Origin of the sequence: Legionella qingyii, from assembly GCF_003990155.1 — a bacterium.
GTDB classification, from domain to species: Bacteria; Pseudomonadota; Gammaproteobacteria; order Legionellales; family Legionellaceae; genus Legionella; species Legionella qingyii.
In genome coordinates this window covers 97,351-123,025 of the sequence record NZ_RZGX01000013.1, presented here as the reverse complement: position 1 = coordinate 123,025, position 25,675 = coordinate 97,351, and the positions used below count along the sequence as shown (strand labels likewise).

Here is a 25,675-nt window from a genome sequence, read left to right as displayed (position 1 = left end):
TCACTGATCAAATGCTCCGGAATCGGTGATCAAGTAATGCCGGAATCTCTGATCAAGTGTTTCCGGAATCTGCGATCAAATGCGGCCGGAATTGGTGATCATTTCGCTCCGGAATACACACCCTTCGGATAAAAATTCGAAAGCATATGCTCTATGGCAAACAAAATGTCAGATTTTCGGCTCTGAAAAAGTAAGTAGGTTTTCTCAAGAAATCGTCGATACAAACGATGGCTCTAGAGACGAGCGTGATAGAGCTTTCCAGTCATTGCTAAGTGCTATTCGTCAGGATCTACATGATTCATGAAAATAAAGCTAGAAGCTTTTGTAGCTACCTAACACTTCTATCAACTAGCTAGCTCCCTCCCTCCCTTAACATACTGTACCCAAATGATATATTAGTCATTGAGTCAGTTATGTCCCAAAAACACAAATTTTAGAGCCTAGCCAAATTATCTATATGAAGACTGATTTATGAAATTGAATAGTAATCCTCGGATTTCATATTCTATTTATCTATTTTATAGACCCTTTCAGATCAAATACTTATTCACTTTGTGTTCTATACTAATTTTATATGGATATTTGTGAGCTAAAATGTTTTTCTACGTAGACGAAAGTGGGAACACTGGGAAAGATCTTTTTAATGAATCTCAAGGTTCTTTGTTTTACGGACTATTAACTAGCAAAACAAATTTTGATATTCTAGCCCGAAATTCTGTAAATCAAATCAAACAAAAATATGGTATTGCTCATTTGCATGGTAAATATCTTTCTACAAAATTAATTGGCTATTTAACATCAGATTTAATTAAACTTCAGAAAAAATTTAAATTACGCTTTGATTTATCCAAAGTTAACAAACGTGATCTTGCAATTATATCGTTCTTCGATCAGGTTTTTGATCAAGGAATGAATCCTGCTTATACCTGGACGGGGTATTGGACGCCATTAAGATATCTTATGTTAGTTAAAGTTGCATGCTTATTTGATCTTGATACATTAAAACAATCATGGGATGCAAGAATATGTTTAGACAAAGATAAGTCAAAAGAGATTTTCGTATCGGTTTGTGATGTCCTCTTAAGTCGATTAGGAAGAATACCTGATGAGCGATCTCAACAATTAATCTACGATACTTTAAGTTGGGCAAAATCTAATTATTTTGATCTTGGGTATCATTGTATTAATAAATCTCAAGTTAAAGAATGCTCTCCAAATCTCATTGGTTTTCAATTTGTTCTTCACCAAATTGGAGAATATATTAAGGATTATCCTAAATCACCCGTAAAAATCACGATTGATAATCAATTGGAATACAATAAATATCAGCAAAAACTTGCTGATTATTGTGCTATTTTGAAAAAGCGAGGGGTTGTTGAGGAAACGCCGTTAGGGACGTATGATTATAGAAACTACCCATTAGATAAATTAGTGTTTATATCCCACAAAAACAGTATAGGTATTGAATTAACAGATTTAGTGTTGTGGATATATCAAAGGTTTCTTCAAAAGAATGAGCTATCTACTGATATATTACCTCTCTTAAAACAATTTTTCTTTAAAACCCAGTATCATGAAATTTCAATAAATGGATTCATTCAGCGATTTAAATCGTGGGTTAGTTCATTACCAAATTTCGATCATAAAGACATTGCTGAGGCAAAAAAAATAATAGACATAGATGAAAAAAGACGTCTTCAAGCTATTCAAGATAGCATTATAAAATAGTTATATTATTGGTAAGTAAATTCTCTACTTAAATTGGTTAACTTCTCAACCTAGATAAATTAACGATGTTTTTTAACTTATCTCTTGTTAATTTTTGTTTAGCGAAGAATTAGGTTATGTAGTAAACAAAATCCCAATTTTATTAACTATGATGTTTAATTTAATGAAGTTCTTAAAAGTTCTTAAATCAAATAATAACTCTTAAGAACTCTGTATTGTTCATTATCCTTAAGACCTATATAATACTTCTTAAATTAATTAAGAAGTTTTAAGAAGATTATGTCACCAAATGATTGGCACTATCCGCGTCCCTTGTTAGCCGAGAAATATCTTAATTTATTTGATATAGGATTAACGTCTGCACGCGGGCTATTTGCTAGACGTAGAATGGGGAAAACAGAGTTTTTGAAAAAAGACTTTATTCCTGCTGCCAAGAAAAAAGGATACGTTGTTGTATATACCAATCTCTGGGAATTAGAAGTAGACCCTGCAACAGCTTTAGTATCAGAATTGTATAAGATGATTGAGCCTAAGGGATTTGCAAGAATATGGGCTAACTTGAATACGCCAATTAATATAAAAAAAGTCAAAGCATCAGGACAGGTTCCAGGATTTGGGGAAGGTGCAGTAGAGGCTGATTTGTCTGATCCTAAAAAATTAACAGGAACGTTATTGATGGAAGCGATGAGCGCGTATGATCGAAAAAAAAATAAAATGGTATTGGTCATAGACGAAGCTCAAGTACTTGCTTATGAAGAAAACTCCCATTTTGCTCATGCATTGAGAGCAGCTTTAGATGTAAGAAAAGATACTATTAAAGTAATATTTGCGGGAAGTTCCGAAACTACGTTAAGGCGAATGTTTGGTGTTGCATCAGAACCATTTTATAATTGGGCGCCCTTAGAACCATTTGAATTACTAGGTAGAGATTTTGTAGTAGCTATGGTGGAAAGAGTAAATAAAATTTCTAAATTTCCTTTATCCTTAGATGAAGCAATAGATGTCTTTGAAAACCTAAAATGTACACCTGAATTTTTCAGAAGATACATAGAATATTACTTGAGTAATCCTGAAGAGGGTAGTAAAGCAGCATTAGAATATACCCAAAATAAAGTATTTAGTGATAAGAATTTTAAAAGGCAGTGGAATTCATTATTGCCTGCAGATAAGATCATCTTATCTATGATTGCTCATGAGGTTGGTGATTTACATAGTCAATTAGCCCTGAAAAAAATTGGTGAGTCCTTAGGTATTGGAAATAATGTAAATAAAAATACAACTCAAAATGCATTAAGACGATTGGCTAATAAAAATTTAATTACAAAAGTTGAATATGGTATTTATCAATTTGAGGACGAAGCTTTTGCTGATTGGGTGAAACATTTAGACGGAGAGTAAATAACATGTCAATGGAACGCGGAATCTAAGATAACGAAAAAGCAGGTTCTATAGCTAAAGATTTCATGAAAAAGGAACCGAAATGTAAGCTTCTTTGTTGGTTTTATTGATAATGCCACAATATATTTCTTATCTAGTTCTTCCAGAAAAGGTTTCTCGTTTGTTGGACGCCAAAAGAGATTAACTTTTGATGGGGATCATTTTTATGCTGATTTAGTTTTTTACCATATTATTCTTAAATGTTACGTTATTGTTGATCTAAAAAACCGAAAATTAACTCAAGCAGATTTAGGGAAAATGCAGTTGTATGTAAAATTACTTCGATAAGAAATAAAACAAGATGACGAACCCCCTGATTGGTCTTGTACTTTGCACAGAAAAGAGCGAGGAAATGACTAGATATATGCTAGGAGATGGAGCCAAACAAATATTTGCTAGTAAATATCAATTATATTTACTGACAGAAGGGCAACTTGAGGAAGAGAAGTATTAATTTTAAATCAACAAAAAGCAGAATAGAGTAGAGCTATGTAATAGCTTTATTGATATGGCAGTATATCACCTCGCGTTAGTTTGACTTATTCAGTAGGAAAATAAAAAATGCCACAGTTAATACTTACTATTTCACATAATATAAACACTGATGTAATTAATTTCAAAAACCTATTCAATCAGATTCATGAAACTCTTCAAATCGTACCCAATATGGATGTTAATACTGCACATAGTGGAGTAATTCAGGAATTATTTTCTTATATTGGTTTTGACAATCCTAAAGCAACTAAAGTTTATCTCGAGCTTTACTGGATGGAAGATGAAGAGCGGACTGCAATGAAATCAGTATTAGGAAAGACTTTGATTGATATTCTTAAAAAAAACATCGTCCCAGAAGTAGAAGGGCAGGGGCTTATATGTATACCAAGGGTAAGAATTTCAAATCTTGGGGATTTAAATCAAAGTTATTTCATTAGTAGAAGTTAATAAGTGGAAGAGAGTAGAGGATATTGGGAATGTCCCGAGCGTATAAATGCTATTAAGTCTGATTTCTACGAACAGTATACTTTAAGCCAAAAAATATTTTATTTAGCTAAATAAACAGCAATGTCCATAAACTCCTATTTCTAGAAACTATAATTCACTTCAACAACAAGCTTTATATTTTATTATTTATCATGGTATTACTATCAATATTTAATTTGATTTGAGGATGAATAAGATTTCAAGTGAGTATTATTCGGAAATTATGATAAAATAAAGGACGCTTTATTGACCTTCAATTTTAGATCATTTTAAGCAAAAAATTAAATATTTGATAATTAGCATACTGCTATTTTAGCAATTATGATTCTTTCAGCTTTTAAACCTTAAATCTGAATTCTTGACCTATATAAATCGAAATAAAAATGCTGCCAAATAGTTTTTCTTGTTATTTACCTGTCCTTGGTGTTTATTTAAGCATAGCTTTGATAGGCTTTATTATTTATAAATTAAAAATTAATAACAAATTTATTGCCAGTTGTCTTATGTTGGTAGTAATAGCGATATTTTTTATAGGAGGAGGTACTAATCGCATTCCCAATCCACTTGGTCATTTATCCATTTTAATTAGCTGTCCTGCTAATAGCCTAACAGTTAATTGGGTAATCCCCCCGAAAAATAACTGATGTCAAAAGTAGAATTTTCTCGTAACCTATGACGAAGGAGATTCTTCATGAAAAGATCAAAATTTACAGACAGTCAGATTCACTCAATTCTAAAACAAGCTGAGAATGGAACTCCTGTATCAGAACCATAAGTAGAACATTGACAAATTTTTAATCTTACAAACGCTAGCCTGCATCCATCAGCTCATACTTCTAGTGTTAGAAGAGGAACTATGAAAAGTCTCCTGAGGCAAAGTTTTGTTTATCATCAAAAAAGCTACAAGAAATCTGGATTTTAGCTCAAAAGCCATGGATCATTCCGATACTAGGAACTACAAACATTGAATGCATGAAAGAAAATTCAGGTGCCGCCGTCGCATGATGAGGCTCGTTGAATTGATTAATGAATTTAAAGAAAAGGGGATTGAATTTGTTTCCCTTGAAAATAATTTAGATACCTCAACTCACATGGGGATGTTATTGTTTAATATCTGCGCTGCATTTTCTGAGATGGAACGTGAATTAATTCGTGAACGCGTTAAAGCAGGCCTTGACTCTGCAAAACAACAGGGACGTAAAGGCGGGCGACCTAAAGCATTAACTGATGAAAGGGCTAATGCTATTCGAGCACTGCGCCAGACGGGACAGATGTCTGTAAAAAATATTTGTGAAACGATGAAAATTAGCCGGTCTGTATTTTATCGTTGTATTAATCAACAGGTTGAGGTGTAACTATGGCTAATGTTAATTCTAGCTTAGAGCAAATTGAGCGATGGTCTTTGTTTGAACTGCATCGATTTAATTGTGCCATTACCAAACTATTGAGTGACCCTGAAAGAAACGATGCCATTAAGCGCCAACTCAAAGTAGGAATGCAAATCACCTACTTTTGTAGTGATAAAAATACTTTGGTTGAAGCAATTGTTGATGAAATAAGGAAAGCTAGAGCTTCTGTGATTAATATCCATGATGGTCAACAATGGGATATCAGTTTTTTTCTCATTAATCTGGAAGGTATTGATACCCGCATTGTTCCTAAAAAATATTCCAGTGGTTTAGATAGGAATTCACTTAAAGTGGGTGATCTGGTTATGGATACTCTTTCCATACAAGGTGGCCAACTATTTATTGAAGGTGAGGCGATTCGTTAAAGAGATTGTACAAATTTAGATACGCAATAAAATTGACTATGATATTTGCATAAAGTAAAATTTTTGCTATTGATTTAGCCGAAGGAAAATGAGTCATGGGGCACCCAGTATTAAAAACTATAGGGCAAAGAATCTTGAGATTGGAGGAACCCTTTAAAAACCCTCAGCGCGATCAAGTTTTTAGCGAATTGCAAGCCTTAAAAATGAAACCCAATTACTTAAAATTTCAGTTGAAGGTTGACCGTTTTGAAAGAGAATTACAAACTTTGATTGCCGAAGCTTATTCTTCTGTGAACATTGATGAATTCAATTCTCTAGCACAGTTTAGCAGAAAAGCCATCGGAGTGATGGATAAAGTATTAACTACCAACCCATCGCAAAAAAATCCAGGGAAAAAAGAGTTCGATGAGATTAAAGGATTATTTGACGAGTTAAAACAAGAGACGCCTGATAATACCTTTGGAAGGATCTGTTGTGGAATATTAACGGCTCTACTCATCCCAATTCTCTTTGTTTTTGAGACGTTGCTATTACCTGGTTTTAGGTGCTACGAGCCTTACCAAGGTACAAAGTCGTGCGCGGATCTAACCTATCGATTGTTTCATTCCAAAGCCCATCCTCTGATCGAATCTATTGAAGATATTATTGAGAAATATCAAATAATAACGGGAGATCTAGATCCTACGAACACCGTTAGGCAAGTAGTCGGCTAACAGCGAGCAAATATACCTCATTATTTGTTTAGGTTTGATAAAACTCATTATCCGTGAAAATACTGTCTGATTATTTAAAAAAAATACTTTGTTCATCATTGGGTTTTAGGAGTCATGGATTAGGCAAACTTAGATGATTATTAATTGCACATAAGGAATTTTTTTGGAGGAATGGCATGAGTACTTTGGCAATTACATTTGATGATCAGGCAGTAGACGTTAGTTTTACCAAAAAATCGGTGCATTTTACGAGTTTGCAGATAACAAAAGATAAAGTTCTATTTGAAGCACAAAATAAGGTAAAAGAGGCTATCATTTAACTTCAGAAATAAGATTGATTTTTAGACAATAAAAAATACATAAAAAAACATTGAAACTCTTATCCAGTATGGGTTACAGAGGGGTTAAAATTTAAAAAGTCCTATTTGCCTACGTATCCTGACTTACCCCCCTTTACATCCGTGATAGTGAAGGTAGGTCTATTAATTGTAAAAGTAGACTAAAGGGCAGGGACTATCAATTCCTTACCACAAAAGAACCATTAGGTCTGATTACTGTGAAAAGCAGACATAATATTTAATTTTCATAAAAAATATTCCCGAAAAGTGGTGTAGGTAAAGTCTTGGAAATTAATGGCGCAGCTAAAGTGATAGGTATTATCATTATGAAAGAGTTGCTGAGAAATGATTCCTCTAATTTTGCTCCATAAACCTATCACTTTAAGAGGCATTCAAAGTCTATTTTATACATTCGAATCTAAAAATTTTTCCAGGGCTGATTGCGACCTGTTTCCCATGAGATAGTTTTTCATATTATTTTTAAAAGTGACAGGAACACTTCTAATAGCAGTACCACAAACATTTTCAAATTTATCATTTTCCATTTATTTCTTGCTCTGGATATGAGGTGATTTTTCAGCTAGAGTTTCAACACATGACCAACATACGTTAGGTATGCAAATTGAAGCAATGAAAAAATATGCTAACGCACGTAATTGGCATATTGAAAGTGAGATTACTGAAATTGGCTCTGGATCAAAGGATAGGCCCAAAAGAGCTGAATTGATACATCAGGCGAAACGACGTCAAATTGATGTAATTATTGTTTGGAAGCTTGATCGATGGGGACGTTCTGTCAATGATCTTTTTCATACTCTTCATGAGTTAAATGATCTTGGCGTCGGATTTATATCTTTAACCGAAGCTTTAGATTTAACCACAGCAACAGGAAGGGCAATGGCAGGCTTGCTGGCAATTTTTGCAGAGTTTGAGCGAGAAATTTTGCGCGAACGAGTTAAAGCAGGTATTGCACATGCTAGAAGCAAAGGAAAAGCTCATGGCCGGCCTATAACTGCTAAGAAGCACACTGACAAAGTCGTTGCACTTTTCAAAACAGGGATGAACCAGTCGGAAATTGCAAGGCAACTAGATATTGGGCGAACGTCCGTAAGAAGAATTTTAAATGAAAATACTCTAAGTAAAGAATTTTAATATGATTGATTCAAGAGAAAAAATAAGACAAGTTGTGTTAACCGCACCCAATTCAGAGTGGCCAAGATTATTTAATGAATCAGCTACTGAAATTAAAAATATTCTAGGCCAAAACTGTGCAGGTATTCATCACATTGGAAGCACTGCTATACCCAACATTTATGCTAAACCAATTGTGGATGTTCTCCCCGTTGTTAAAGATATTAAACTGGTTGATTCATTGAATTTAAAGTTTGAGGCTTTAGGTTATGTTTGTATGGGGGAATATGGTATTCCTGGGCGGCGTTTCTACTGGAAATCAAAAAATAAAAGAACCCATAATATTCATTTGTTTGAACAGGGATCATCAGAAATTTTACGTCATATATCTTTTAGGGATTTTATGCGTAAGCATGAAGACTATGCAAAAGCTTATTCTGTTTTAAAATGTTGTCTGGCTGAAGTATTCACTGATGATATAGAAAATTATGTCAATGGCAAAAGTTCTTTTGTACAAATCATTGACTATCAAACAGGTACAGCTCGAGATAAGCAATTAAATGCTAAGGATAATATTATTATTCAACCTTATAATCCTGCTTGGCCAAAGCTAGCAGAGGCAGAAATTAAGGCGATTAAAACAATTGCTAATCAAGCGTCTTTTGTTTCTATAGACCATATAGGAAGCACGGCTGTTCCTGGACTTTCAAGCAAACCAATTATTGATATTTTCATTGGCGTTCAATCGATAAAAGAAGCTGATCGTTGGGTTTATCCTCTTGAATCACTTGGATATATTTATTGGGAAGAAAATCCAGATAAAACACATTTACGATTTTTTAAAGGAATGCCTCCTTTTGGTGAAGGAAGGACGCATCATGTTCATATTGTAGAGTCCAATAGTAATACATTTGAACATCGCTTATTGTTTAGGGATATACTTCGTCGTGATAAAAGTACGCGATTAGATTATGAGTCACTTAAACTGAGATTAGCACAATCTTATAATCTTGATCGTGAAGCTTATACGGATAATAAATTAGATTTTATTACATCAATACTGCGTGCGAATGGTTATATAAAACCTATTTCACGCTAGATTATTGTACTTTGGATAGAAGCTAATAAACTATTTCATTCGAACGCTATTTTTTAGATTAAAAGTTAAACATGACCCTTTTTTACCAGGATCCCGGCCGGGGGGCATCATTGGGAGTTCTGTCGCAGGATTATATTCTGTGTGGTTTGATTGAATTTCGAAATTTAATTTATTAGTTTTTTCGTTTCTACTGTTGGTTTTAATAATGGCCAAAAACACAATAACCATTAAGATAAAAAGAATGATTATTTAAAACTCCTTTTCAAATTATTTAGAGGGATGTTGGAAAGCATCACCAATCGAGTCAATCACAAACGCGCAATTGATTTGCGCTCTACTAAAATCTGTGGACAATTAGATTTACGGCCTGATTTTATGTTCACGCCTCCAATTGTCTACAGACTGCCCGGCATCAGGATTACTAGTTTATTTCCGGGTATTTCTCTTCCGTTTGATCCTCGACCTGTCCTTGATTATCTTTAGAGCTAGCAAAGAAAGCTATTTGATTTTTTACACAAATAAGCAATAGAGCTTTACTTTTATCTTCTTCGGAAATTAGGGCTAATTTAATTTCAGCCAATAACCCATTAATTTCATCCATGCTATTTTGTAAATTTGGAAAAAAATAAACCTCTGACCTGCCGCTTCTAGCTTGAATTTTTTGTTTAAAAAAATCTATAGAAATTAGATAGGGATTATTGCCAATATACTCCCCTATCTGTTTAATCATTTCTTCACAACTAGCCTGGTTTGGGAGCTTGACATTCTCAACAATTTGACCGGGATTAACAGAGAGCTTTATCCCATATTTCCACTGATCTTGTGCCATTGATAAGACAATACCCCCTAAAAATATTTTAATTTTTTCAAGGGTAGAATCGATGGTAAGTCCTAGTCTTTGCATCTCGAAAAGCACCGATTTACATTCAGCACTTACATTAGATGTCTTGATTTGAGCTAAGGTATAAAGTTTGTTACACAGTTCAGATTTATCTTGCATAAAACATCCTGGGAATTAATAAAAATCAAAAAAAATCGATGTTTAGTCGAAATAAGTTTTCGTTTTTACCATTTAGGTCAATATAAGTCCAATTATTTTTTTTGATATGTCTTATCGAAAAATTTAATATTGCTCGGTTAATCAATTGATTTTAAAGCAGCCGGGTAGTTCGTGGCAGGGCAATTTCAATGATCTTTAGATAGTCTCGTTTCCAGGGCAATACCTTGACTACAAAAAAAATTCACGTAATTTACTGCGATAGAACTTTATGTGAATACTTTAGTTCAAAAAAAACTGTTTTAATTAACCCATGTTTGTTGTTTTGAAATCCAATTACATGAGTTTAAATAACTTTTTAGAGGCTGTCCGGAAAGGGTAATATCTCCAGCGCAGCCATTTTATGTTCAAATTAAAATCATTTTATGGCGAAATCATTGATGCTAAATTATGCTTTGCTGATTTGAAGATTAGGGTGATTTAATTGGATGAGCAAGCGTTATCAAAGTGATTTGACTGACAAACAATGGGCTATTATCAAGCCATTGATTCCTGCAGAAAAAGAAGGCGGCCGTCCAAGGACCACCGGTATGCGGGAGGTTATGAGCGCCATATTTTATTCACTGCGCGCCGGTTGCCAATAGGACTATTTACCCAAATGTTTCCCACCTAAATCAACGGTCTATGATTATTTTTCCCAGTGGCGAGATGATGGTGTTTTAGATGATATGATGCGCGGGCTAAGGGAAGATATAAGGGTAGTTTCAGGACGAAATCCTAAGCCAAGCGCGGGCATAATCGATAGTCAGACGGAAAAACAGCAGGACCTGCACTGAATACAGGCTATTATGGTGGAAAAAAAATTAAAGGAAGAAAGCGACATATCGTAGTAGATGTTCTTGGATTGTTGCTTACAGTTATGGTGCATTCTGCAGGTATTCAAGACAGAGCTGTTGCGCGGTTGGTCATTACTCAACGCATAGTTGTTTTCAATAGCATAAAGATTATTTGGGCTGATGGTGGCTACACTGGAAGCAAATTGATTGACTGGGCTCTCTCTCTTTTTAATATTGTTTGGACTGTGGTTAAACGCCCTCGGAAGATCTTTAAAATCGTGAAATTTCGCTGGATAGTCGAGCGTACTTTTCGTTGGATGAATTATCAGCGACGATTGAGTAAAGACTATGAGTTTTTGCTAAAAAGTAGCGAGGCATTCATAAAATTATCTGCTATTGAGATAATGGTGCGGCGAATTAGTCCTGGCTGAATATGCATAATGGATAAAATAGCATAATTTGATCGATTATCGCGGATATTCATGCGGTATTATGCCGAAAATTAGGTTTTAGCTCTTCAATACTTACCTTTAATTTTGGTTTTATATACTATAGTTAACAAATATGAATTGAAAAGTTTTTCAATATGAATAAATTAATATACAACTTATTATACGAATTATTGAAGCCCAGAAAGAGTTTGCGATTAGCTAAACCCTATAAGAGAAAATATGACGAACAGTTGTATAACACCCTTTTTGAGGATCTGATAAATAGAAAATTAATTTTTCAAAATTTTAAACGAACAATCAATTCATTAAAGACTCATCGAAGCTTTAATAAAAACAAAACATACATACCTAATATGCCATTATCTATGTATGTTGAACCAACTAATATTTGTAATTTAACATGCCCCTCTTGCCCAACTGGAAATAACACCTTAAATCGACCAAGAGGACATATGTCCTTAGAGCTTTTTAAAAGTTTAATGGATGAAGTGGGTGATTATCTTCTTCAGCTTTATTTCTGGAATTATGGGGAACCTACCTTAAATCCTCACTACATTGAAATGTTACACTATGCGAAAAACAAGAATATTTATATTCAAATGGATACTAATGGAACTACTTTAAATAATGAAGCAAACTGTGAAAAAATTGTAGGCACGGGTTTGGATAGAATTACTATTTCATTGGATGGTATAACCAATCACTCCTATAAAGAATTTCGCGGAAAGAATTTTTTTGAAACGGTACGTGATGGCATTCAAAAATTGAGTGAAGCAAAAAAGAGACTAGGCGCAAAGACTCCATTTATTGAGTTACAATTTATTCTAATGAAAACCAATGAACATGAAGTTGATGAACTACTACAACTAGCAAAAAAAATTGGAGCCAACGAGGTGACTCTACGCTATTTTATTTTTAGACAATATGATCAAGTACTACTAAAAGCTTTACTTGACAAATACAAAACAGTGACAAAAGAATATACAATTTATGATTCTTGTAATGGTATTACCGATTATAAGAGAACTATAGACAATTCCTGTTGGAAACTTTATTCAAGTTCCACTGTATGTTGGAATGGAGATGTAGTGCCCTGTTGCTACGATGCGTATGCAAAAGTTCCTCTCGGAAATATGAAAGATGGTTTTCGTAAAGTTTGGAATGGAGAGAAATATCAAGCATTCCGCAAAAAGATTTTTACAGAGAAAAGAAAATTTCATTTGTGTATGAACTGCAACTCAAAAGAAAATTGGGTTCACCAAAGAATATCAATCTCTGAATCTTTTTAGGGCATTAGTCGGTGGGAATGAATTGTAAACACATCCTAGAATAAAAATTCTTTTTTTTACTGGCGTCCCGGAGAGGATTTGAACCTCCGACCTGCCCCTTAGGAGGCGCAAGGCATTAAATTTTATGTTGTCCGATAAAGTTCTTGTTTCCTTGTAAAATATAACATTAATCCTATTGCTTTGTCCGATCTTGTCCATTAGAATGCGTTCAAATCCAATGATTTTTAGGCACCCATTTAGGCACCTGTTATTACTTCCAACCTCACAGAAAGGACATAGTATGAGTGACAAACCTCCAGAAAACAAACTGACTATTCGTAATAGTACTGCTGAATTTCTTATTTTCACACATCAGTCTGGTGAAAATGGGATTGAGGTGCGATATGAAGAGGGAACCATTTGGCTAACTCAAAAGCTAATTGCCGAGTTATTTGACGTGACTGTACCTACCATTAATGAACATCTTAAAAACATTTTCGAATCACAGGAGCTTGATCAAAGTTCAGTCATTAGGAAATTCCTAACAACTGCCAACGATGGTAAAAATTACAATACTCAATATTACAACCTTGATGCAATAATATCTGTTGGCTATCGTGTTAACTCTAAGCGTGCCACTCAATTTCGCCAGTGGGCAACACAGATTTTGAGTGAGTTTTCTATCAAGGGTTTTGTTCTGGATAAAAAACGGCTTGAGAATGGCAGTTTCCTTGGTGAAGACTATTTTGAACGCTTGTTAGAAGAAATTCGAGAAATCCGTCTCAGTGAACGTCGTTTCTATCAAAAAATCACCGATATTTATGCAACCAGTGTTGATTACAATAAAAATGCACCTACAACACGGGATTTTTTCGCTAAAGTACAAAATAAACTACATTATGCAATTCATGGCTACACTGCATCAGAACTTATACTTAATCGTGCAGATAGCAATAAACCCCATATGGGACTCACAAATTGGGAAAATAGCCCACATGGCAAAATCCTTAAAACGGATGTGCCAATTGCCAAAAACTACCTAACAGTTGAGGAATTAGATTCTCTCGGTCGTATAGTCAATGCTTATTTAGAATTAGCAGAAGACCGTGCCAGACGAAAAATTCCCATGACAATGGAAGATTGGTCTACACGACTAGATAAGTTTCTTGAATTTGATGAGCGTGAAATTTTGCAAAATGCAGGCAAGATTAGTGCAAAAATCGCTAAAGATCATGCGGAGAGTGAGTTTGAAAAATATCGCATCATACAAGATAGGCTTTTTGAATCCGATTTCGATAAAGAAATTAAGGCTCTTGAAGAACAAATGAAACTTCAAAATAAAGGGAATGAATAATGTTACGTAGATTCGCGAGATAATGTCTCCCAAATTCAGTGTTTAATTGTGCAACAGGGCGTTGCACAATTTAAGCGAAGGCAATTATTGACCGATTGGGGATTCACTGACTCCCGAATTCGGCAACAACCTGTTGCCAAGTTGATTATAGGAAAATAGATGGGAAAACTAACTGCTAAAGCTGTAGAAAAAGCAGCTCCTCGTGATAAAGAATACAAGCTGCATGACGGTGAAGGTCTTTTTTTGCGAGTTCGCTCAAGTGGGGCAAAAAGCTGGCTCTTCTCATATAGCTTACCCGGCGATAAACGTTTAGTGCGTATGACCATTGGTACTCCTAAAGAACTTAGTTTAAAAGAAGCACGTGATAAAATTAGAGAATTACAAGCATTTGTAAATAGCGGCATTGATCCACGCACGGCAAAGGCTGCTGTGATTGCTGAAAATATGCAAGCAATCACGATGCAGGTTTTATTTGAGCGCTGGATTGAATTCGAAAAGAGCACTCAACGAGTAACGAATACTTGGCTCAAACGTCATGAAGATCGATGGCGGTTGCATCTGCAAAAACCATTAGCTGGCTTATTAGCAAAAGATGTAACACGCGCTCATTTATCTATGGCACTGGATGTCATGACCCATAAAGGAATTAAAGAAGAAACTAGGAAAGCATTATCCTCTCTTAATTTAATGATGGATTATGGCCTTACACGTCATTTAATTGATCAAAATCCAGCACGATTACTTAAACCTAAAGACTTTGCTGCAACGGCTAGTAAACCACGTGATAGGGTATTGTCATTACATGAACTACGTAGATTGTGGCAAGCATTGGATCAAGCAAGTAGTTCAACCCAATTGCCATATGTGGAAATCTCATCTATGTCTATTGTTCTTACTAGCGCTATTAAATTACTCATTTTAACAGGTGCGCGTCGAGGTGAAGTTGCCGCTATGCGTTGGGACGAATTAAATCTTAACGAAGGAATTTGGGTGCTATCATCAGAAAGAACAAAAAATCGCCAAGCACATACAATTTACCTTTCTTCTCTATCTGTTGAAATTCTGCAATCGTTATTGCCGATTTCAGGGCATTCTTTATTCGTTTTTGATACAGGGAGTTATGAAGAGGGCGGTCATATACATACAGATACGTTAACAGGTGCGATTGCACGGTTACGTGGTAAGTCTAAAGGTACAAAAAAGAAATTAGCTTCAAATGCTCCTTTAGCGGACATACCATCTTTTAGTGTCCACGATCTTCGAAGAGCAGCTGCTACGGCATGGGGAGAACATTTAAAAACAGAACCACATATAATTGAGAAAATGTTAAATCATCAGCCTTTGAATAAGTTGGTTGCTACTTATCAACGAGCAGTTTATGCAGAGGAACAAAAGGAGGCATGGGCAAACTGGGGAAATTTAGTTAAGCACCAGATTGCACAAGAACCGAATAATGTAAAACCAATTAGTTCTGCAGCATTGATTAAATTTAAATAGTGAAAGGAATTCAAGTGATGGATGTTGATGCTTTGATTAAAAAGATAGATTATTTAGTAAAGATTCAGCCTGCGGCAATTTGCTCTACTTTAGATAAATCGGATAAGACGAAGGTATCTTATGAAACAATACCTAAAGAGCAAATACGAGCAGATTTGATAAAGCTTGGGGCAGAAGAGATTGAAAGACTTTACAATGAGGAAATTGTAAAGCAAAGAGAGCAACGTGAAAATGATGAAAAAAAACTTTTTTTTCATCAACCATATTATAATGCTGATTTTAGTTATTTTGGAAAAAAAGCACTATGGTCTATTGAAGAAGGGATTACCTTAATTCTTGGTAAAGATCCGGGAAAAATTAAATGGGACAACATAAAAATGTATTCTCATTTATCGCCATTAGTAAAAAAATTCGAAGAAATAAAAGAATTAGCATTAAATTATAATAGCGCTGGCCAACTTCCTGATCCTATAACACCTGGTAAATTTTTAGCATGGGCAGAAAGAATGCAATTTGACATACCTCTAAAATTAAAAGAAGCAGTACAAGAGATAGGTGCTCAGATTGCCGATTGGCAAACACTATACACGCAATCAATTGAACTACTTGATAAAAAAGATCAAATAATACAATTACAACGAGTTATGAATGACAAACTACATTTATCTCATGAGGAGCTAAAAAATAATCCCCTTCAAATGGATCACGGATGTGAGAATTATGCCCCAGAATTAGATGCAGCTAACAATGTTTACAGAGCTGTTATAAATAATCGTAATGAAAGTCTCTCTTTTAAACAACAAGCTTTGTTGCTAATAGAAGAGCTTTATCCTAAATGCTTTTCAAAAGAATCTAAGGAGCGAATAGCAACGGTTATTAATACTAAAAAAGGTAAAAAGGGCGGAAGAGCAGAAATTTTAAATTAAATTTAAAAAACCTACCCCCTTAGATAGCTCTTATATTTACTAGGCTTCTATTAACTTACCCCCCTGTTTTTCGAGAAACCTACCTAACCCTTCTGTCTGTTTAGTCAAAAAAATAGTTTTTAAACTGTTTAGAACATCAACAGACAGGAGTGACTTTTAATGAATCAACTACCGCAAACTGGCTATTTGCGTTTATCGCAAATACTGGGTAATCCCAAAGCTAATCCACCTGTTCCTCCAATAATACCTATTGGTAAATCTTCATGGTGGGAGGGTGTTAAAAACGGCCGTTTTCCTCAGCCTACAAAGTTAGGTCCGCGTATTACTGTTTGGCGAGTTGAAGAAATACGTCAATTGATAAACGACGGTGTAAGAGGGGGTTGATAATGAAGAAAACAACGCATTTGGATCGCGATTATTTTTTATCACAGTTGATTTTACTCGCTGACAAAATGATATCTGATTGTTATTCCGGTCAGAAGTCTAGTGAGGAAATTAAACGGAATTTTTTTATCGGGGTTCAACGTTTAAGAGCAGAGTTATGATGCAAGCTCAAATTGTAGTCGATAGATTTTTAAGACAGGAACATTCTCATGCATTTATGTTAAATGCTTATGAAAGGTTATTGCTTGTTATGTTAGCTAGCTATATGGGTAATAAAACAAGCTGTTTTCCGTCTCATCAATCACTTTCTATAGATTGTGGTATGTCCACCGATTCAGTAAAACGTACTCTGAAGTCTTTAGAGAATAAATATCTAATAAAAATATTGCGTACGACAGGGTCTAGTAACCATTATCAATTAACAATACCTAGTGCCGATAGCACTGGGTGCTCACAGCCACCAGTAGCAAATAGCACTATCCACCTAGTGGCATCAGCAGGGACACCTGGTGCTAATAGCCCCCCTAATAACATCAGTAATAACATCAAGCAATATACATTATTAGCCAACAAAAAATTACGGGTTAAAACTATAAAAAAGACTTTTCCTCAAAAGTTCGCGATAAATGAATCACACCGAGAAAAAGCAAATGGATTAAGTCTAGATATCGACTCTGAATTTGAACACTTCAAGGAACATCATATCGCTAAAGGAAGTAAATTTTCTGATTGGGGAATGGCTTTTCATACATGGTTAAGAAATGCAGCGAAGTTTTCTCAACAAAAAAAATCATTCGATACAACAAATATAATGTCGGGGGTAGGTCGTGAATAATTTTAGACAAATATCGGTAATGTTAGCGCAACGTGCTGAAGAGATAGCTCGATATTTATTACCCAATGGAAAACGACAAGGTAGTGAATGGTGTACAGGAAGTATTAATGGTGAGTCTGGTGAGTCTCTAAAGGTACATCTAGTGGGTGATAAAGCCGGAGTATGGTGCGATTTTGCAACGGGTGAGAAAGGTGATTTACTTGACCTTTGGGCGATTAAACGTAATTCAAAGATCTCTGAAGCCCTTAAAGAAGCAAGCCACTATCTAGGTATATCAACACCCAAATTTGAAGCTCATAGCACCTTAAAATTTGTTAAACCGATTTTAAAAAATACTTCCCCAGTAAAACAAAATTCACCAACAATGGATTATTTAATAAATGAAAGGAAATTAACCTCTGAAACCATAAAAGCTTATAAAGTTGGGGAGGCAGGTCATAATATTATTTTTCCTTACTGGCGAGAAGATGAGCTTATTTTTGTAAAACAGCTTAGTTTAATTCGAGTTAATGGAAAAAAACAAATTGTCGTTGAGCCAAATTGTGAACCGTGTTTGTTTGGCTGGCATTTAATACCTAATAACTCCAGAACAATCACTCTTTGTGAGGGCGAAATTGATGCAATGAGCTTATATCAATATGGTTTTCCCGCTCTTTCAGTTCCCTTCGGCGGTGGAGGTGGTAATAAACAAAAATGGCTTGAATACGAATTTGATCGGCTGGCAATTTTTGATGAAATAAACCTTTGTTTGGATAATGATAGAGAAGGACAAACAGCAACTCTCGAATTAATCGAGCGTTTAGGTCGCCATCGTTGCCGTATTGTAAAACTGCCATACAAAGATGCTAATGAATGTTTACAAAAAAGAATAATAAAAGAGCAAATCAAAAAATGTTTTGATGAAGCACGCACATTAGATCCCGAAGAGCTGCGCTCTGCAAGTTTATATACAGAAGAAGTCATCGAGGAGTTCTATCCCAATACACATACAATGCTTGGTTATAACCCACCCTGGCAATATATTCAAAATAAAATTATCTTTCGGCCTAATGAACTTTCAATCTGGACTGGTATTAATGGTCATGGAAAATCTCAATTGTTAGGACATATAATTTTGTCTTCAATGCAACAAGGTGCGAGGGTGTGTATTGCTAGCCTTGAAATAAAACCTAAAAAATTGTTAAAGAGATTAACTCGTCAAGCCGCAGGTCTTGCTGAACCAACCCCAGAATATATTCGCGCAATTCTTGAATGGTATGAAGATAAATTGTGGTTATTCGACCTTGTGGGTACAGCAAAGTCAGATCGATTACTTGAAGTATTTCTTTATGCACACCAACGTTATGGTATTGATGTATTTGTAATTGATTCCTTCATGAAATGTGGAATAGATGAAGAGGATTTTAAAGCACAAAAAGCATTTATCGAGAAAATTTGTGACTTCAAAAACCAGTATAATTGCCATGTTCATATAGTAGTTCATCCCCGTAAATCTAATGATGAAACTCAAATGCCATCAAAATTAGATTGTAAAGGTACCGGGGCTATTACAGATTTAGCAGACAATTGTTTTACAGTGTGGCGCAACAAAGCCAAAGAAGAAATTGCACAAATGCAATTAAATGGAATGTCTCTCGATTCAAGACAATCTGCAAAGCTGGAGGAGTGCGATTGTATTTTGCGTTGTGATAAACAACGCAATGGAGAATGGGAAGGTAAAACCGCATTATGGTTTGATAGGCAATCATTTCAATACCTCGGTAAACCTGGCCATAAAGCTAAGCAGTTTGTTGAGTTTTCCGTATTAAATAGCAAATAGTATTTTCTTAAAAGGAGTAGCAATTATGGATTTAAATAAGAAAGTTGGAAGACCAACGATTTATAATCAAGAATTAGTAAACCTAATCTGCGAACGGGTAGCCACTCATGAAGTTGGGCTGAAACAGCTTTGTTCTATGTATGATGATATGCCAGATAAAACCACCATTAACAAATGGCGTTATAAATATCCTGAATTTTACACCCAATACGCGCAAGCCAAAATATCTCAAATTGAAACCTTAGTGGATGAAATTATAGATATAGCTGATGATTCAACACAAGATGAAATAATTAACGAACAAGGTGTGCGTGTTTGCAATGGTGAGTTTATCGCTCGTTCTAGGCTTAGAATTGACACACGTAAATGGCTGGCTGCTAAACTGATACCAAGGCTTTATGGCAATAAAGATGATGCTTTTATAAGCCTGAAATTTCCAGATGAGGTTAAAGATGCAAACATATTACTTCCTATGAGTGCAGAGGTTTTCAGGGCATTGGGAAATCAAGAGATCACTTCTGGTGAGGCAAAAATTTTAATAGGAATGTTAAAAGATTACAGTAGCTCTATAGCAATTATCGACTTGAACGAAAGAATGTCGAAATTATTAGAAGGTGAGAAAATCAATCGCCCCACTAATGCAGGAGAAGAAAATGCGTAAGAAAATTGATCAACTATTAGCCTATGGACAAGAAGATGAGGCGGTGTTTCTCATAGAAAAACTATGGGAGAGAGAGACTAAAGCAGCTCAAGCAGAGCAAAGAAAGTTAATTAATCAATTAAATCGGCGTATAAATGAATTAGAAAATCGATTGAATTAAAGAGATGATATACGGGTCTTTGTCAGTTGTAGTAGTTATAACTTGATCTGACAGTTGCCAGTTTATCAGAAATGTCTGCCAGGTCAAATTTAATTTATAAATTTAGTCTTTATGAACTCGAAGTCAGAAATCGCGCTTCACAATTGCTTACTATGACGGTATCACTATCATCTAAATTATGAAATTGAATATGGGAATCTGCTTCACCCCCATTTATTTCAACGGGAAATATCATAAGATGATTAATATTTCTGTTTAATTCCCCTTGATAATAGGGAGAAGACAATTGTGCCCCATTTAAATATATTTTATATGGATTTTGATTGGCTACATTAAGTTTCATTTGAAGAACAACAGGATATTCTTTTTGATAATTAGGATTGATAATATCACAAGTAATCACGTATGTTGCTTTAGTAATTCTTGGTATCATAACCTTTAGAAAACTGTATGGTTTGCTTTCACCCCCGTCAAAAGGGAATGGGCCGGAATTTAAAACAGCTGCATTTGTTGTTTCAATTGTTAAAAATACAATAAACAATAAGATAAATTTTTTCATTTATAGTCCTCAATATTCGCTGGAGAATTGCCTCCCTAAATGATACTCATAGCCGTGGTTTTATGAGTATAGGGCGCATATTCTAAATGTATGCGCAAAAACATCCAGCACTTATTAAAATAGGCGAAAGAATCAGGGAACTCCGCAAAGAAAAGGGGTACTCTCAGGAGTCTTTTGCTTCTGAAGTTGGGCTGGATCCAGATATATGGGGTCTGTGGAGCGTGGTGAACGCAATATAGCAACCCTTAATCTGATTAGGATAGCAAAAACCCTTAAAGTAGAAGGTTGGTGCATTATTCCCTGATGCCATAAGTTTATCAATTGATTAATTATTGTTTAGATCAAATTACTTGCATGTACCAGAATATTGCTTGATATAGTCAGTTATTATTTCTTGGGCATAATATATTGTATCAACGCGCACCCTAGTCTATAAAGTTTTTGTCCATAAAAACTCATATATAATTATTTAATAAATGCATGAAATGGAATTAAATTGGACAATATCGAATTACTTTGGCAAGAAAAAGCAAAAAAAGCAAAGATAAAACTTGAATCTTTAGTTAGCTCAGCTGATGCTGAAACACTTCTTACTGTTATGATTGGTTACATATGTTTTTTAAGTCCAGAATTACAAATTGGAGATAAATACGGAAGGCATCCAGCTATGCTAGAAGCATTAGCCAAAAGTCTTATACCTAATTTTGGAGATTCATTTCAAAAAATTACTACTCCCCAAATGATTGTTGAGTGTTACGACATACTGGATGAATATGTTCAATTTAATACCATATCACCGAGCGAGGCTCACGTGGATGATAATCAAATTGAATCTATTGAATACATTTTACGCATGTCATCTGAGGTTATTCGAGGCAATGCCTACCCAGAACAAACACAACGAATGATTTTAGAGATTCAAGGTCGTTTTGATAAATGGTTTTCACAAAAATCAGGTTTATGTCCAACTAAGTTAGTTGGAACAATATCATCCATAATTTATGATCTTGAAAAGCATTATGGTGAATGGTTAAATCAATTTAAAAGCGCTCTGAATAACTCTAGACCATCTGAAAACCACGATGCAGACTATGCATATAGCTTTTTGAAAGAGCTAATTTTTTCAATGCCAAAAATATTGCCTATAGCCCTCGAAGATTATTTATTAACTTCAGATGAAGTATATGCCTTAAAAAAATTAATCGGAGTTTCTAAAAGCGATTGTCATGGAGATATTGTTATTCAAAAACACCCTATGTACATTTTGACTTGCGGAAAAGTCTTGTTTTCACATTTATCAAATCTTATGGATGTAGCTTGGGAAAAATTTAATTTATTAGCTAAGACTGATAAAAAATTTTATGCAAGATATCAAAAACATAGGGCAGAATGGCTTGAAAAAGAAGGTGCGAATGCTTTAAAAAGGATATTTCCTCAAGATTGTATTTTCGAGAATTTAACCTACCCCGATCCAGAAAAGAAGACAGGTATCGCTGAACTTGATATTGCAGTTAAATTTGGCCCCTTTTTAATATTGCTTGAAGCAAAATCTAAACAATTTAGATTTGAGTCACAGAGGGGAAATAAAAAAACCTTAACAGCTGATATTATTGGTAATATAGTTGAAGCCTTTACTCAGAATATAAGAACCATAAAATATATAGCCTCAAACAAGCATGTTACGTTTAAAGAAACAGAAACTGACCGAACATTAAGTTTTGCTAGCAACTCCATTCAAAAAATATATCCAATCTCATTATCATTATTTCATTTAGCTGGGCTTGGTAGTGAAATGAAGCGATTACAAGAACTAGGACTTTTCCAAGATAATAATTTTCCTTTTTCTATATGTTTAGCTGATTTGGATTTAATTACAAAGACAAATATATTTCCCGAAGCATTTTTACATTACATAGAACGAAGACTTTGTATTTTATCCTTGGAACAAGATTGGCATGGGGATGAACTATCACTTTTTTCGATGTATCTAGATACCAGATTAGAATATTCAAATTTTACAGATAATCATGAAGCTGTACCCGACATAATTTACACTTCCTCTTCTCCTAAATTTGATGAGTTAATGCTTTATGAGCGAGGTTTATTAGATAACCCGCCTGATTTTAGGTTAAAACTTCCAGACTCCATTAAAAAAATTATATCTGAATACAGTGTGTATAATGATGATTCTGCGAAATGGATTATTTTTTCTCTACTAGAATTAGATAACAGTGTACTATACGCCATTGATCAGGCTATTAAAAATCTATCAAACTATAAATCAAGTGGACCAAGAAAAATAAGAAGGTGTGTAATACCCATAACACCTGCTAAAGTCGTTATATCTTTAATCGCATCAAACAATTTATCTTTAATTGATCTTCAAACCCAAAACCAAGCAATAACGTTATTGAAAAATACCGTCATAAAGCCAATAAATCAATCGGATTAGGCATACTATGTAATAATTCCGATCATCTAATTAATACCGCAAGTTATATAGAATTTCCTTGGGAATATGATCGTAATATAGAGGGATTAATTGATAGCGAAACCAAGCCAACCCCCACTAAAAAGAAAAAAACAGGAAGAAACTCTCTTTGTCCCTGTGGCAGTGGAAAAAAATACAAAAAGTGCTGCTTAAATAGCTAGTCAAAGGTTTAGATATCAATATTTTTAATCAACTGCGCACAGTTCACCATGAACAGAATCGACTAAACTCGATATATTTTCCCCTAATTGATCGGGATTAAGAGAGGGTAATAAAGTATTGAGAAGATAATTATCGTGGCTAATAATCACAGAAAAATACGAGGCAGCGATTACTTGAAGGCTATCTGTAAATCTATCTTCGCGTGGTGTAGCTTGATTTCGTATGATTAAAAAATTCAAATAAAACTGGGAATATAATGCTGTTCGCAATGCCGGAAGTGTATTCAGCTTTTTAAGAAGAGTTGCAATATTGTCTTTTGACAAAATTTTTCCGGTTAATTCTTCTATCCATTTTTGTAATATCAAGGGAGTTATTTCAATTTGCTTAAAGCAATGCGTCAAATAAGCTTGTAATGTTAATCCTTTATTTCGTTTAATATTTTCTGGACTCCATAATTTTTCTCTGCAGTCGTCCCAAAAAAATTGTCTTCCAATGATAAATTCCTCATGAGTTTTATCAAAAATACCCATTGAATAGTGTTTGATCCGATCAGTTAATATTTCTTCGGTATAATATCCCAAGAGAGGATCAACACTACTACCCTGCATTAGATTATTAAGTTCTTGTTCATATAAAACTTTTCTTTGGCAGCTATATACAGGTTTTAGTTGTTTTAGAAAATTAAAAAGATTGACAGCTTTCTCATATTCAACTGTAAAGCAACGTGCCAATTCATAAATGGTATCCATACCAACGACCGGTATCAAGTTTTTTGATGCAAGTAGCTTATTAGCACTGACAGCATTAAATTGATTTTTATAAAACCAGTTAATTGCAGAGGTTTCTATAAAGGCAGTTCTCAACTTATTTCCTTTGAGCATTCATAATCACTCATTATATATGCATGAATGCCATATGCCCATTATTTAAGTCACATCTAGACTCAATACCAATTCAGAGGAACTATTAAAAATTTTCAAAAGGTAGTACCGAGGTAGCACAAAAACATAATATTTAAAAATTTCATTATTTCATTGATTATTAAGCTTTTTTTTGTGCCGCTGATGTGAATCGAACACACGACCTTTTGATTACGAATCATTTATTTAATCAATAGGTTATCTAATGCTGATAATACACTATTAAATCCTGTAATGATTACCTCATAAAAATCGTCTTTTATGATATTCAATCCTGTTTTATCGTCAAACTCATATTGATTGGGATCAACTGCAAATGAGGATGGATATAAAAATTTGTATAGCTCGGTTTGTGTTGGATCTAATTGTTCTTGTTTCCTCTTTTTATCAGCATAATACAGATGTATGTTAAGAGTGATTTTTTTTATTATCTCTTTGATAATATACTGATAATATAAACTTGATAAAGTTAGGCTCTGATCATTTTTCTTGGGAAGGGTTAGGGTCTTTTCTAAAATACTTATCTCTTTTGATATGACATACGCTTGTTTCGCTATTTCCATAAGAGGGGGAATTTTATAATCATCAATATACTTAATAAAATCATCATTATGGCTTGGTCTGAATTCAGGCTGCCTCTGTTCCAGGATAGAAAAGTATAGTCTATTAATATCCATAGCAATGTTAAGAAAATTATTTGATTGTCTTTCTGCTATGTAAATTTTTTTCCATTGAGTGTAACCATAAATTACTAGAATAATTGTTGTTGCAGATAAAAGATTACTAGTTACTGGGCTGGATAATACTTTTAATATGATCATATGGGCTTCAGAAAGTAATATTTAATTTTAAGGTACCCATCTAGGCACCTGCAAAATATAACATCTTAATTATTTAAACTATAAATCATTAACTCTTTGATTTCATTGGCGTCCCGGAGAGGATTTGAACCTCCGACCTGCCCCTTAGGAGGGGGCTGCGCTATCCAGCTGTGCCACCGGGACTTTAATTAACGTCATAAGTCTACCGTTATCATTAAAAAATCTCAACTTCCACTGCGGAAAATTAAATTTTCATTTTGAAATTTATCATTAAGAATGAGTTAATTATGAGCATTTTGTAGGCTCAATGTGATATACTCGTCGACCTTTTA

The 25,675-nt window shown here is 34.4% G+C and carries 29 protein-coding genes, 1 tRNA gene and 1 pseudogene; 26 read left to right on the top strand and 5 right to left on the bottom strand.

The genetic code is table 11. The features are described 5' to 3' along the window. The first annotated feature begins 594 nt into the window (after positions 1-594). The 12 genes and pseudogenes from ELY20_RS11000 to ELY20_RS10955 all read left to right on the top strand — a co-directional run bounded on the left by ELY20_RS11000 (position 595) and on the right by ELY20_RS10955 (position 9,201). Positions 595-1,728: a DUF3800 domain-containing protein gene (locus tag ELY20_RS11000; protein WP_126955527.1), complete on the top strand. Its 1,134-nt coding sequence runs from the start codon at positions 595-597 to the stop codon at positions 1,726-1,728. A gap of 279 nt (positions 1,729-2,007) precedes the next feature. Next, positions 2,008-3,126, top strand: coding sequence for an ATP-binding protein (locus ELY20_RS10995; RefSeq protein WP_126955519.1), 1,119 nt, complete (start codon positions 2,008-2,010; stop codon positions 3,124-3,126). Between the two features lie 105 nt (positions 3,127-3,231). Next, positions 3,232-3,453: a PDDEXK nuclease domain-containing protein gene (locus tag ELY20_RS17185; RefSeq protein ID WP_126955520.1), complete on the top strand. Its 222-nt coding sequence runs from the start codon at positions 3,232-3,234 to the stop codon at positions 3,451-3,453. A 13-nt stretch (positions 3,454-3,466) separates the two neighbouring features. Beyond that, a complete protein-coding gene (locus ELY20_RS17180) occupies positions 3,467-3,619 on the top strand; it encodes a PDDEXK nuclease domain-containing protein (protein WP_126955518.1) in 153 nt (50 codons plus the stop codon). 107 nt (positions 3,620-3,726) lie between these two features. Then, the gene (locus tag ELY20_RS10980) at positions 3,727-4,107 is read left to right on the top strand and encodes a hypothetical protein (RefSeq protein ID WP_126955517.1); all 381 of its coding nucleotides are present in this window, start codon (positions 3,727-3,729) and stop codon (positions 4,105-4,107) included. Between the two features lie 1,040 nt (positions 4,108-5,147). After that, positions 5,148-5,501, top strand: coding sequence for a recombinase family protein (locus ELY20_RS10975; protein ID WP_233590571.1), 354 nt, complete (start codon positions 5,148-5,150; stop codon positions 5,499-5,501). A 2-nt stretch (positions 5,502-5,503) separates the two neighbouring features. After that, complete coding sequence (locus tag ELY20_RS10970) at positions 5,504-5,920, top strand: hypothetical protein (RefSeq protein WP_126955516.1); 417 nt, start codon at positions 5,504-5,506, stop codon at positions 5,918-5,920. Positions 5,921-6,015: 95 nt separating this feature from the next. Next, a complete protein-coding gene (locus ELY20_RS10965; RefSeq protein WP_126955515.1) occupies positions 6,016-6,633 on the top strand; it encodes a hypothetical protein in 618 nt (205 codons plus the stop codon). 176 nt (positions 6,634-6,809) lie between these two features. Next, the gene (locus tag ELY20_RS16785) at positions 6,810-6,953 is read left to right on the top strand and encodes a hypothetical protein (RefSeq protein ID WP_158618876.1); all 144 of its coding nucleotides are present in this window, start codon (positions 6,810-6,812) and stop codon (positions 6,951-6,953) included. Positions 6,954-7,562: 609 nt separating this feature from the next. Further along, a pseudogene (locus ELY20_RS17095) lies at positions 7,563-7,952 on the top strand (recombinase family protein); the annotation flags it as partial. Beyond that, positions 7,938-8,123: a helix-turn-helix domain-containing protein gene (locus tag ELY20_RS17090; RefSeq protein WP_267900607.1), complete on the top strand. Its 186-nt coding sequence runs from the start codon at positions 7,938-7,940 to the stop codon at positions 8,121-8,123. The pseudogene ELY20_RS17095 and the gene ELY20_RS17090, both read left to right, overlap by 15 nt. A gap of 1 nt (position 8,124) precedes the next feature. Beyond that, a complete protein-coding gene (locus tag ELY20_RS10955; RefSeq protein WP_126955513.1) occupies positions 8,125-9,201 on the top strand; it encodes a GrpB family protein in 1,077 nt (358 codons plus the stop codon). A 421-nt stretch (positions 9,202-9,622) separates the two neighbouring features. Here ELY20_RS10955 and ELY20_RS10950 read toward each other — a convergent pair whose 3' ends face one another. Further along, on the bottom strand, positions 9,623-10,201 hold the full coding sequence (locus ELY20_RS10950) for a hypothetical protein (protein ID WP_110142392.1): 579 nt from the start codon (positions 10,199-10,201) through the stop codon (positions 9,623-9,625). A gap of 485 nt (positions 10,202-10,686) precedes the next feature. On the opposite strand from ELY20_RS10950, the gene ELY20_RS17175 reads away from it, so the two are divergent. The 12 genes from ELY20_RS17175 (at position 10,687) to ELY20_RS16775 (ending at position 20,390) form a co-directional block, all read left to right on the top strand. Continuing rightward, positions 10,687-10,842: a transposase gene (locus ELY20_RS17175; RefSeq protein ID WP_110142391.1), complete on the top strand. Its 156-nt coding sequence runs from the start codon at positions 10,687-10,689 to the stop codon at positions 10,840-10,842. A 188-nt stretch (positions 10,843-11,030) separates the two neighbouring features. Next, the gene (locus ELY20_RS10935; protein WP_110142389.1) at positions 11,031-11,465 is read left to right on the top strand and encodes a transposase; all 435 of its coding nucleotides are present in this window, start codon (positions 11,031-11,033) and stop codon (positions 11,463-11,465) included. 155 nt (positions 11,466-11,620) lie between these two features. Further along, positions 11,621-12,775, top strand: coding sequence for a radical SAM/SPASM domain-containing protein (locus ELY20_RS10930; RefSeq protein ID WP_110142388.1), 1,155 nt, complete (start codon positions 11,621-11,623; stop codon positions 12,773-12,775). A 280-nt stretch (positions 12,776-13,055) separates the two neighbouring features. Continuing rightward, positions 13,056-14,108, top strand: a complete 1,053-nt coding sequence (locus ELY20_RS10925) for a virulence RhuM family protein (RefSeq protein ID WP_110142387.1) — start codon at positions 13,056-13,058, stop codon at positions 14,106-14,108. Positions 14,109-14,267: 159 nt separating this feature from the next. Then, complete coding sequence (locus ELY20_RS10920) at positions 14,268-15,605, top strand: tyrosine-type recombinase/integrase (RefSeq protein WP_110142386.1); 1,338 nt, start codon at positions 14,268-14,270, stop codon at positions 15,603-15,605. A 17-nt stretch (positions 15,606-15,622) separates the two neighbouring features. After that, on the top strand, positions 15,623-16,531 hold the full coding sequence (locus ELY20_RS10915; RefSeq protein ID WP_110142385.1) for a hypothetical protein: 909 nt from the start codon (positions 15,623-15,625) through the stop codon (positions 16,529-16,531). Between the two features lie 159 nt (positions 16,532-16,690). Beyond that, the gene (locus ELY20_RS10910; RefSeq protein WP_110142384.1) at positions 16,691-16,915 is read left to right on the top strand and encodes a helix-turn-helix transcriptional regulator; all 225 of its coding nucleotides are present in this window, start codon (positions 16,691-16,693) and stop codon (positions 16,913-16,915) included. Positions 16,916-16,917: 2 nt separating this feature from the next. Then, positions 16,918-17,076 carry a hypothetical protein gene (locus ELY20_RS16780; protein WP_158618875.1) on the top strand — a complete coding sequence of 53 codons (159 nt, stop codon included), beginning with the start codon at positions 16,918-16,920 and terminating at the stop codon, positions 17,074-17,076. Continuing rightward, complete coding sequence (locus ELY20_RS10905; RefSeq protein WP_110142383.1) at positions 17,073-17,750, top strand: helix-turn-helix domain-containing protein; 678 nt, start codon at positions 17,073-17,075, stop codon at positions 17,748-17,750. Before ELY20_RS16780 ends, ELY20_RS10905 begins: the two co-directional genes overlap by 4 nt. Then, a complete protein-coding gene (locus tag ELY20_RS10900) occupies positions 17,743-19,569 on the top strand; it encodes a toprim domain-containing protein (protein WP_110142382.1) in 1,827 nt (608 codons plus the stop codon). The genes ELY20_RS10905 and ELY20_RS10900 overlap by 8 nt, the downstream gene beginning before the upstream one ends. A 25-nt stretch (positions 19,570-19,594) precedes the next feature. Beyond that, a complete protein-coding gene (locus ELY20_RS10895; RefSeq protein WP_110142381.1) occupies positions 19,595-20,230 on the top strand; it encodes a terminase small subunit-like protein in 636 nt (211 codons plus the stop codon). Then, entirely contained in the window at positions 20,223-20,390 is a 168-nt protein-coding gene (locus tag ELY20_RS16775; protein ID WP_158618874.1) for a hypothetical protein, read from the top strand. Before ELY20_RS10895 ends, ELY20_RS16775 begins: the two co-directional genes overlap by 8 nt. 109 nt (positions 20,391-20,499) lie before the next feature. Here the strand turns inward: ELY20_RS16775 and ELY20_RS10890 are convergent, their stop codons facing one another. Continuing rightward, the gene (locus ELY20_RS10890) at positions 20,500-20,949 is read right to left on the bottom strand and encodes a hypothetical protein (protein ID WP_110142380.1); all 450 of its coding nucleotides are present in this window, start codon (positions 20,947-20,949) and stop codon (positions 20,500-20,502) included. A gap of 496 nt (positions 20,950-21,445) precedes the next feature. Between ELY20_RS10890 and ELY20_RS10880 the strand changes: the two genes are divergently transcribed. Together ELY20_RS10880 and ELY20_RS17170 are read left to right on the top strand one after the other, a co-directional pair. After that, positions 21,446-23,401 (top strand): hypothetical protein, encoded by a 1,956-nt coding sequence (locus tag ELY20_RS10880; RefSeq protein ID WP_110142379.1) that lies wholly within the window; start codon positions 21,446-21,448, stop codon positions 23,399-23,401. Beyond that, positions 23,359-23,601 (top strand): SEC-C metal-binding domain-containing protein, encoded by a 243-nt coding sequence (locus ELY20_RS17170; protein ID WP_110142407.1) that lies wholly within the window; start codon positions 23,359-23,361, stop codon positions 23,599-23,601. The genes ELY20_RS10880 and ELY20_RS17170 overlap by 43 nt, the downstream gene beginning before the upstream one ends. A 24-nt stretch (positions 23,602-23,625) precedes the next feature. Here ELY20_RS17170 and ELY20_RS10870 read toward each other — a convergent pair whose 3' ends face one another. The 3 genes from ELY20_RS10870 to ELY20_RS10860 all read right to left on the bottom strand — a co-directional run bounded on the left by ELY20_RS10870 (position 23,626) and on the right by ELY20_RS10860 (position 25,526). Next, entirely contained in the window at positions 23,626-24,483 is an 858-nt protein-coding gene (locus ELY20_RS10870; RefSeq protein WP_110142378.1) for a hypothetical protein, read from the bottom strand. 221 nt (positions 24,484-24,704) lie between these two features. Beyond that, positions 24,705-25,343 (bottom strand): hypothetical protein, encoded by a 639-nt coding sequence (locus tag ELY20_RS10865; RefSeq protein WP_110142377.1) that lies wholly within the window; start codon positions 25,341-25,343, stop codon positions 24,705-24,707. Between the two features lie 106 nt (positions 25,344-25,449). Next, positions 25,450-25,526 (bottom strand) — tRNA-Arg (locus ELY20_RS10860). Positions 25,527-25,675: the final 149 nt, after the last annotated feature.

Coding starts and splice junctions, on each gene's coding strand:
- ELY20_RS10920 (WP_110142386.1), top strand. CDS start 14,268: ATGGGAAAACTAACTGCTAAAGCTGTAGAAAAAGCAGCTCCTCGTGAT.
- ELY20_RS10955 (WP_126955513.1), top strand. CDS start 8,125: ATGATTGATTCAAGAGAAAAAATAAGACAAGTTGTGTTAACCGCACCC.
- ELY20_RS10995 (WP_126955519.1), top strand. CDS start 2,008: ATGTCACCAAATGATTGGCACTATCCGCGTCCCTTGTTAGCCGAGAAA.
- ELY20_RS10950 (WP_110142392.1), bottom strand. CDS start 10,201: ATGCAAGATAAATCTGAACTGTGTAACAAACTTTATACCTTAGCTCAA.
- ELY20_RS10870 (WP_110142378.1), bottom strand. CDS start 24,483: ATGCTCAAAGGAAATAAGTTGAGAACTGCCTTTATAGAAACCTCTGCA.
- ELY20_RS10915 (WP_110142385.1), top strand. CDS start 15,623: ATGGATGTTGATGCTTTGATTAAAAAGATAGATTATTTAGTAAAGATT.
- ELY20_RS16780 (WP_158618875.1), top strand. CDS start 16,918: ATGAAGAAAACAACGCATTTGGATCGCGATTATTTTTTATCACAGTTG.
- ELY20_RS10970 (WP_126955516.1), top strand. CDS start 5,504: ATGGCTAATGTTAATTCTAGCTTAGAGCAAATTGAGCGATGGTCTTTG.
- ELY20_RS10910 (WP_110142384.1), top strand. CDS start 16,691: ATGAATCAACTACCGCAAACTGGCTATTTGCGTTTATCGCAAATACTG.
- ELY20_RS10930 (WP_110142388.1), top strand. CDS start 11,621: ATGAATAAATTAATATACAACTTATTATACGAATTATTGAAGCCCAGA.
- ELY20_RS10975 (WP_233590571.1), top strand. CDS start 5,148: ATGATGAGGCTCGTTGAATTGATTAATGAATTTAAAGAAAAGGGGATT.
- ELY20_RS10980 (WP_126955517.1), top strand. CDS start 3,727: ATGCCACAGTTAATACTTACTATTTCACATAATATAAACACTGATGTA.
- ELY20_RS16775 (WP_158618874.1), top strand. CDS start 20,223: ATGCGTAAGAAAATTGATCAACTATTAGCCTATGGACAAGAAGATGAG.
- ELY20_RS10895 (WP_110142381.1), top strand. CDS start 19,595: ATGGATTTAAATAAGAAAGTTGGAAGACCAACGATTTATAATCAAGAA.
- ELY20_RS11000 (WP_126955527.1), top strand. CDS start 595: ATGTTTTTCTACGTAGACGAAAGTGGGAACACTGGGAAAGATCTTTTT.
- ELY20_RS17175 (WP_110142391.1), top strand. CDS start 10,687: ATGAGCAAGCGTTATCAAAGTGATTTGACTGACAAACAATGGGCTATT.
- ELY20_RS10865 (WP_110142377.1), bottom strand. CDS start 25,343: ATGATCATATTAAAAGTATTATCCAGCCCAGTAACTAGTAATCTTTTA.
- ELY20_RS10965 (WP_126955515.1), top strand. CDS start 6,016: ATGGGGCACCCAGTATTAAAAACTATAGGGCAAAGAATCTTGAGATTG.
- ELY20_RS10890 (WP_110142380.1), bottom strand. CDS start 20,949: ATGAAAAAATTTATCTTATTGTTTATTGTATTTTTAACAATTGAAACA.
- ELY20_RS10925 (WP_110142387.1), top strand. CDS start 13,056: ATGAGTGACAAACCTCCAGAAAACAAACTGACTATTCGTAATAGTACT.
- ELY20_RS16785 (WP_158618876.1), top strand. CDS start 6,810: ATGAGTACTTTGGCAATTACATTTGATGATCAGGCAGTAGACGTTAGT.
- ELY20_RS17180 (WP_126955518.1), top strand. CDS start 3,467: ATGACGAACCCCCTGATTGGTCTTGTACTTTGCACAGAAAAGAGCGAG.
- ELY20_RS10905 (WP_110142383.1), top strand. CDS start 17,073: ATGATGCAAGCTCAAATTGTAGTCGATAGATTTTTAAGACAGGAACAT.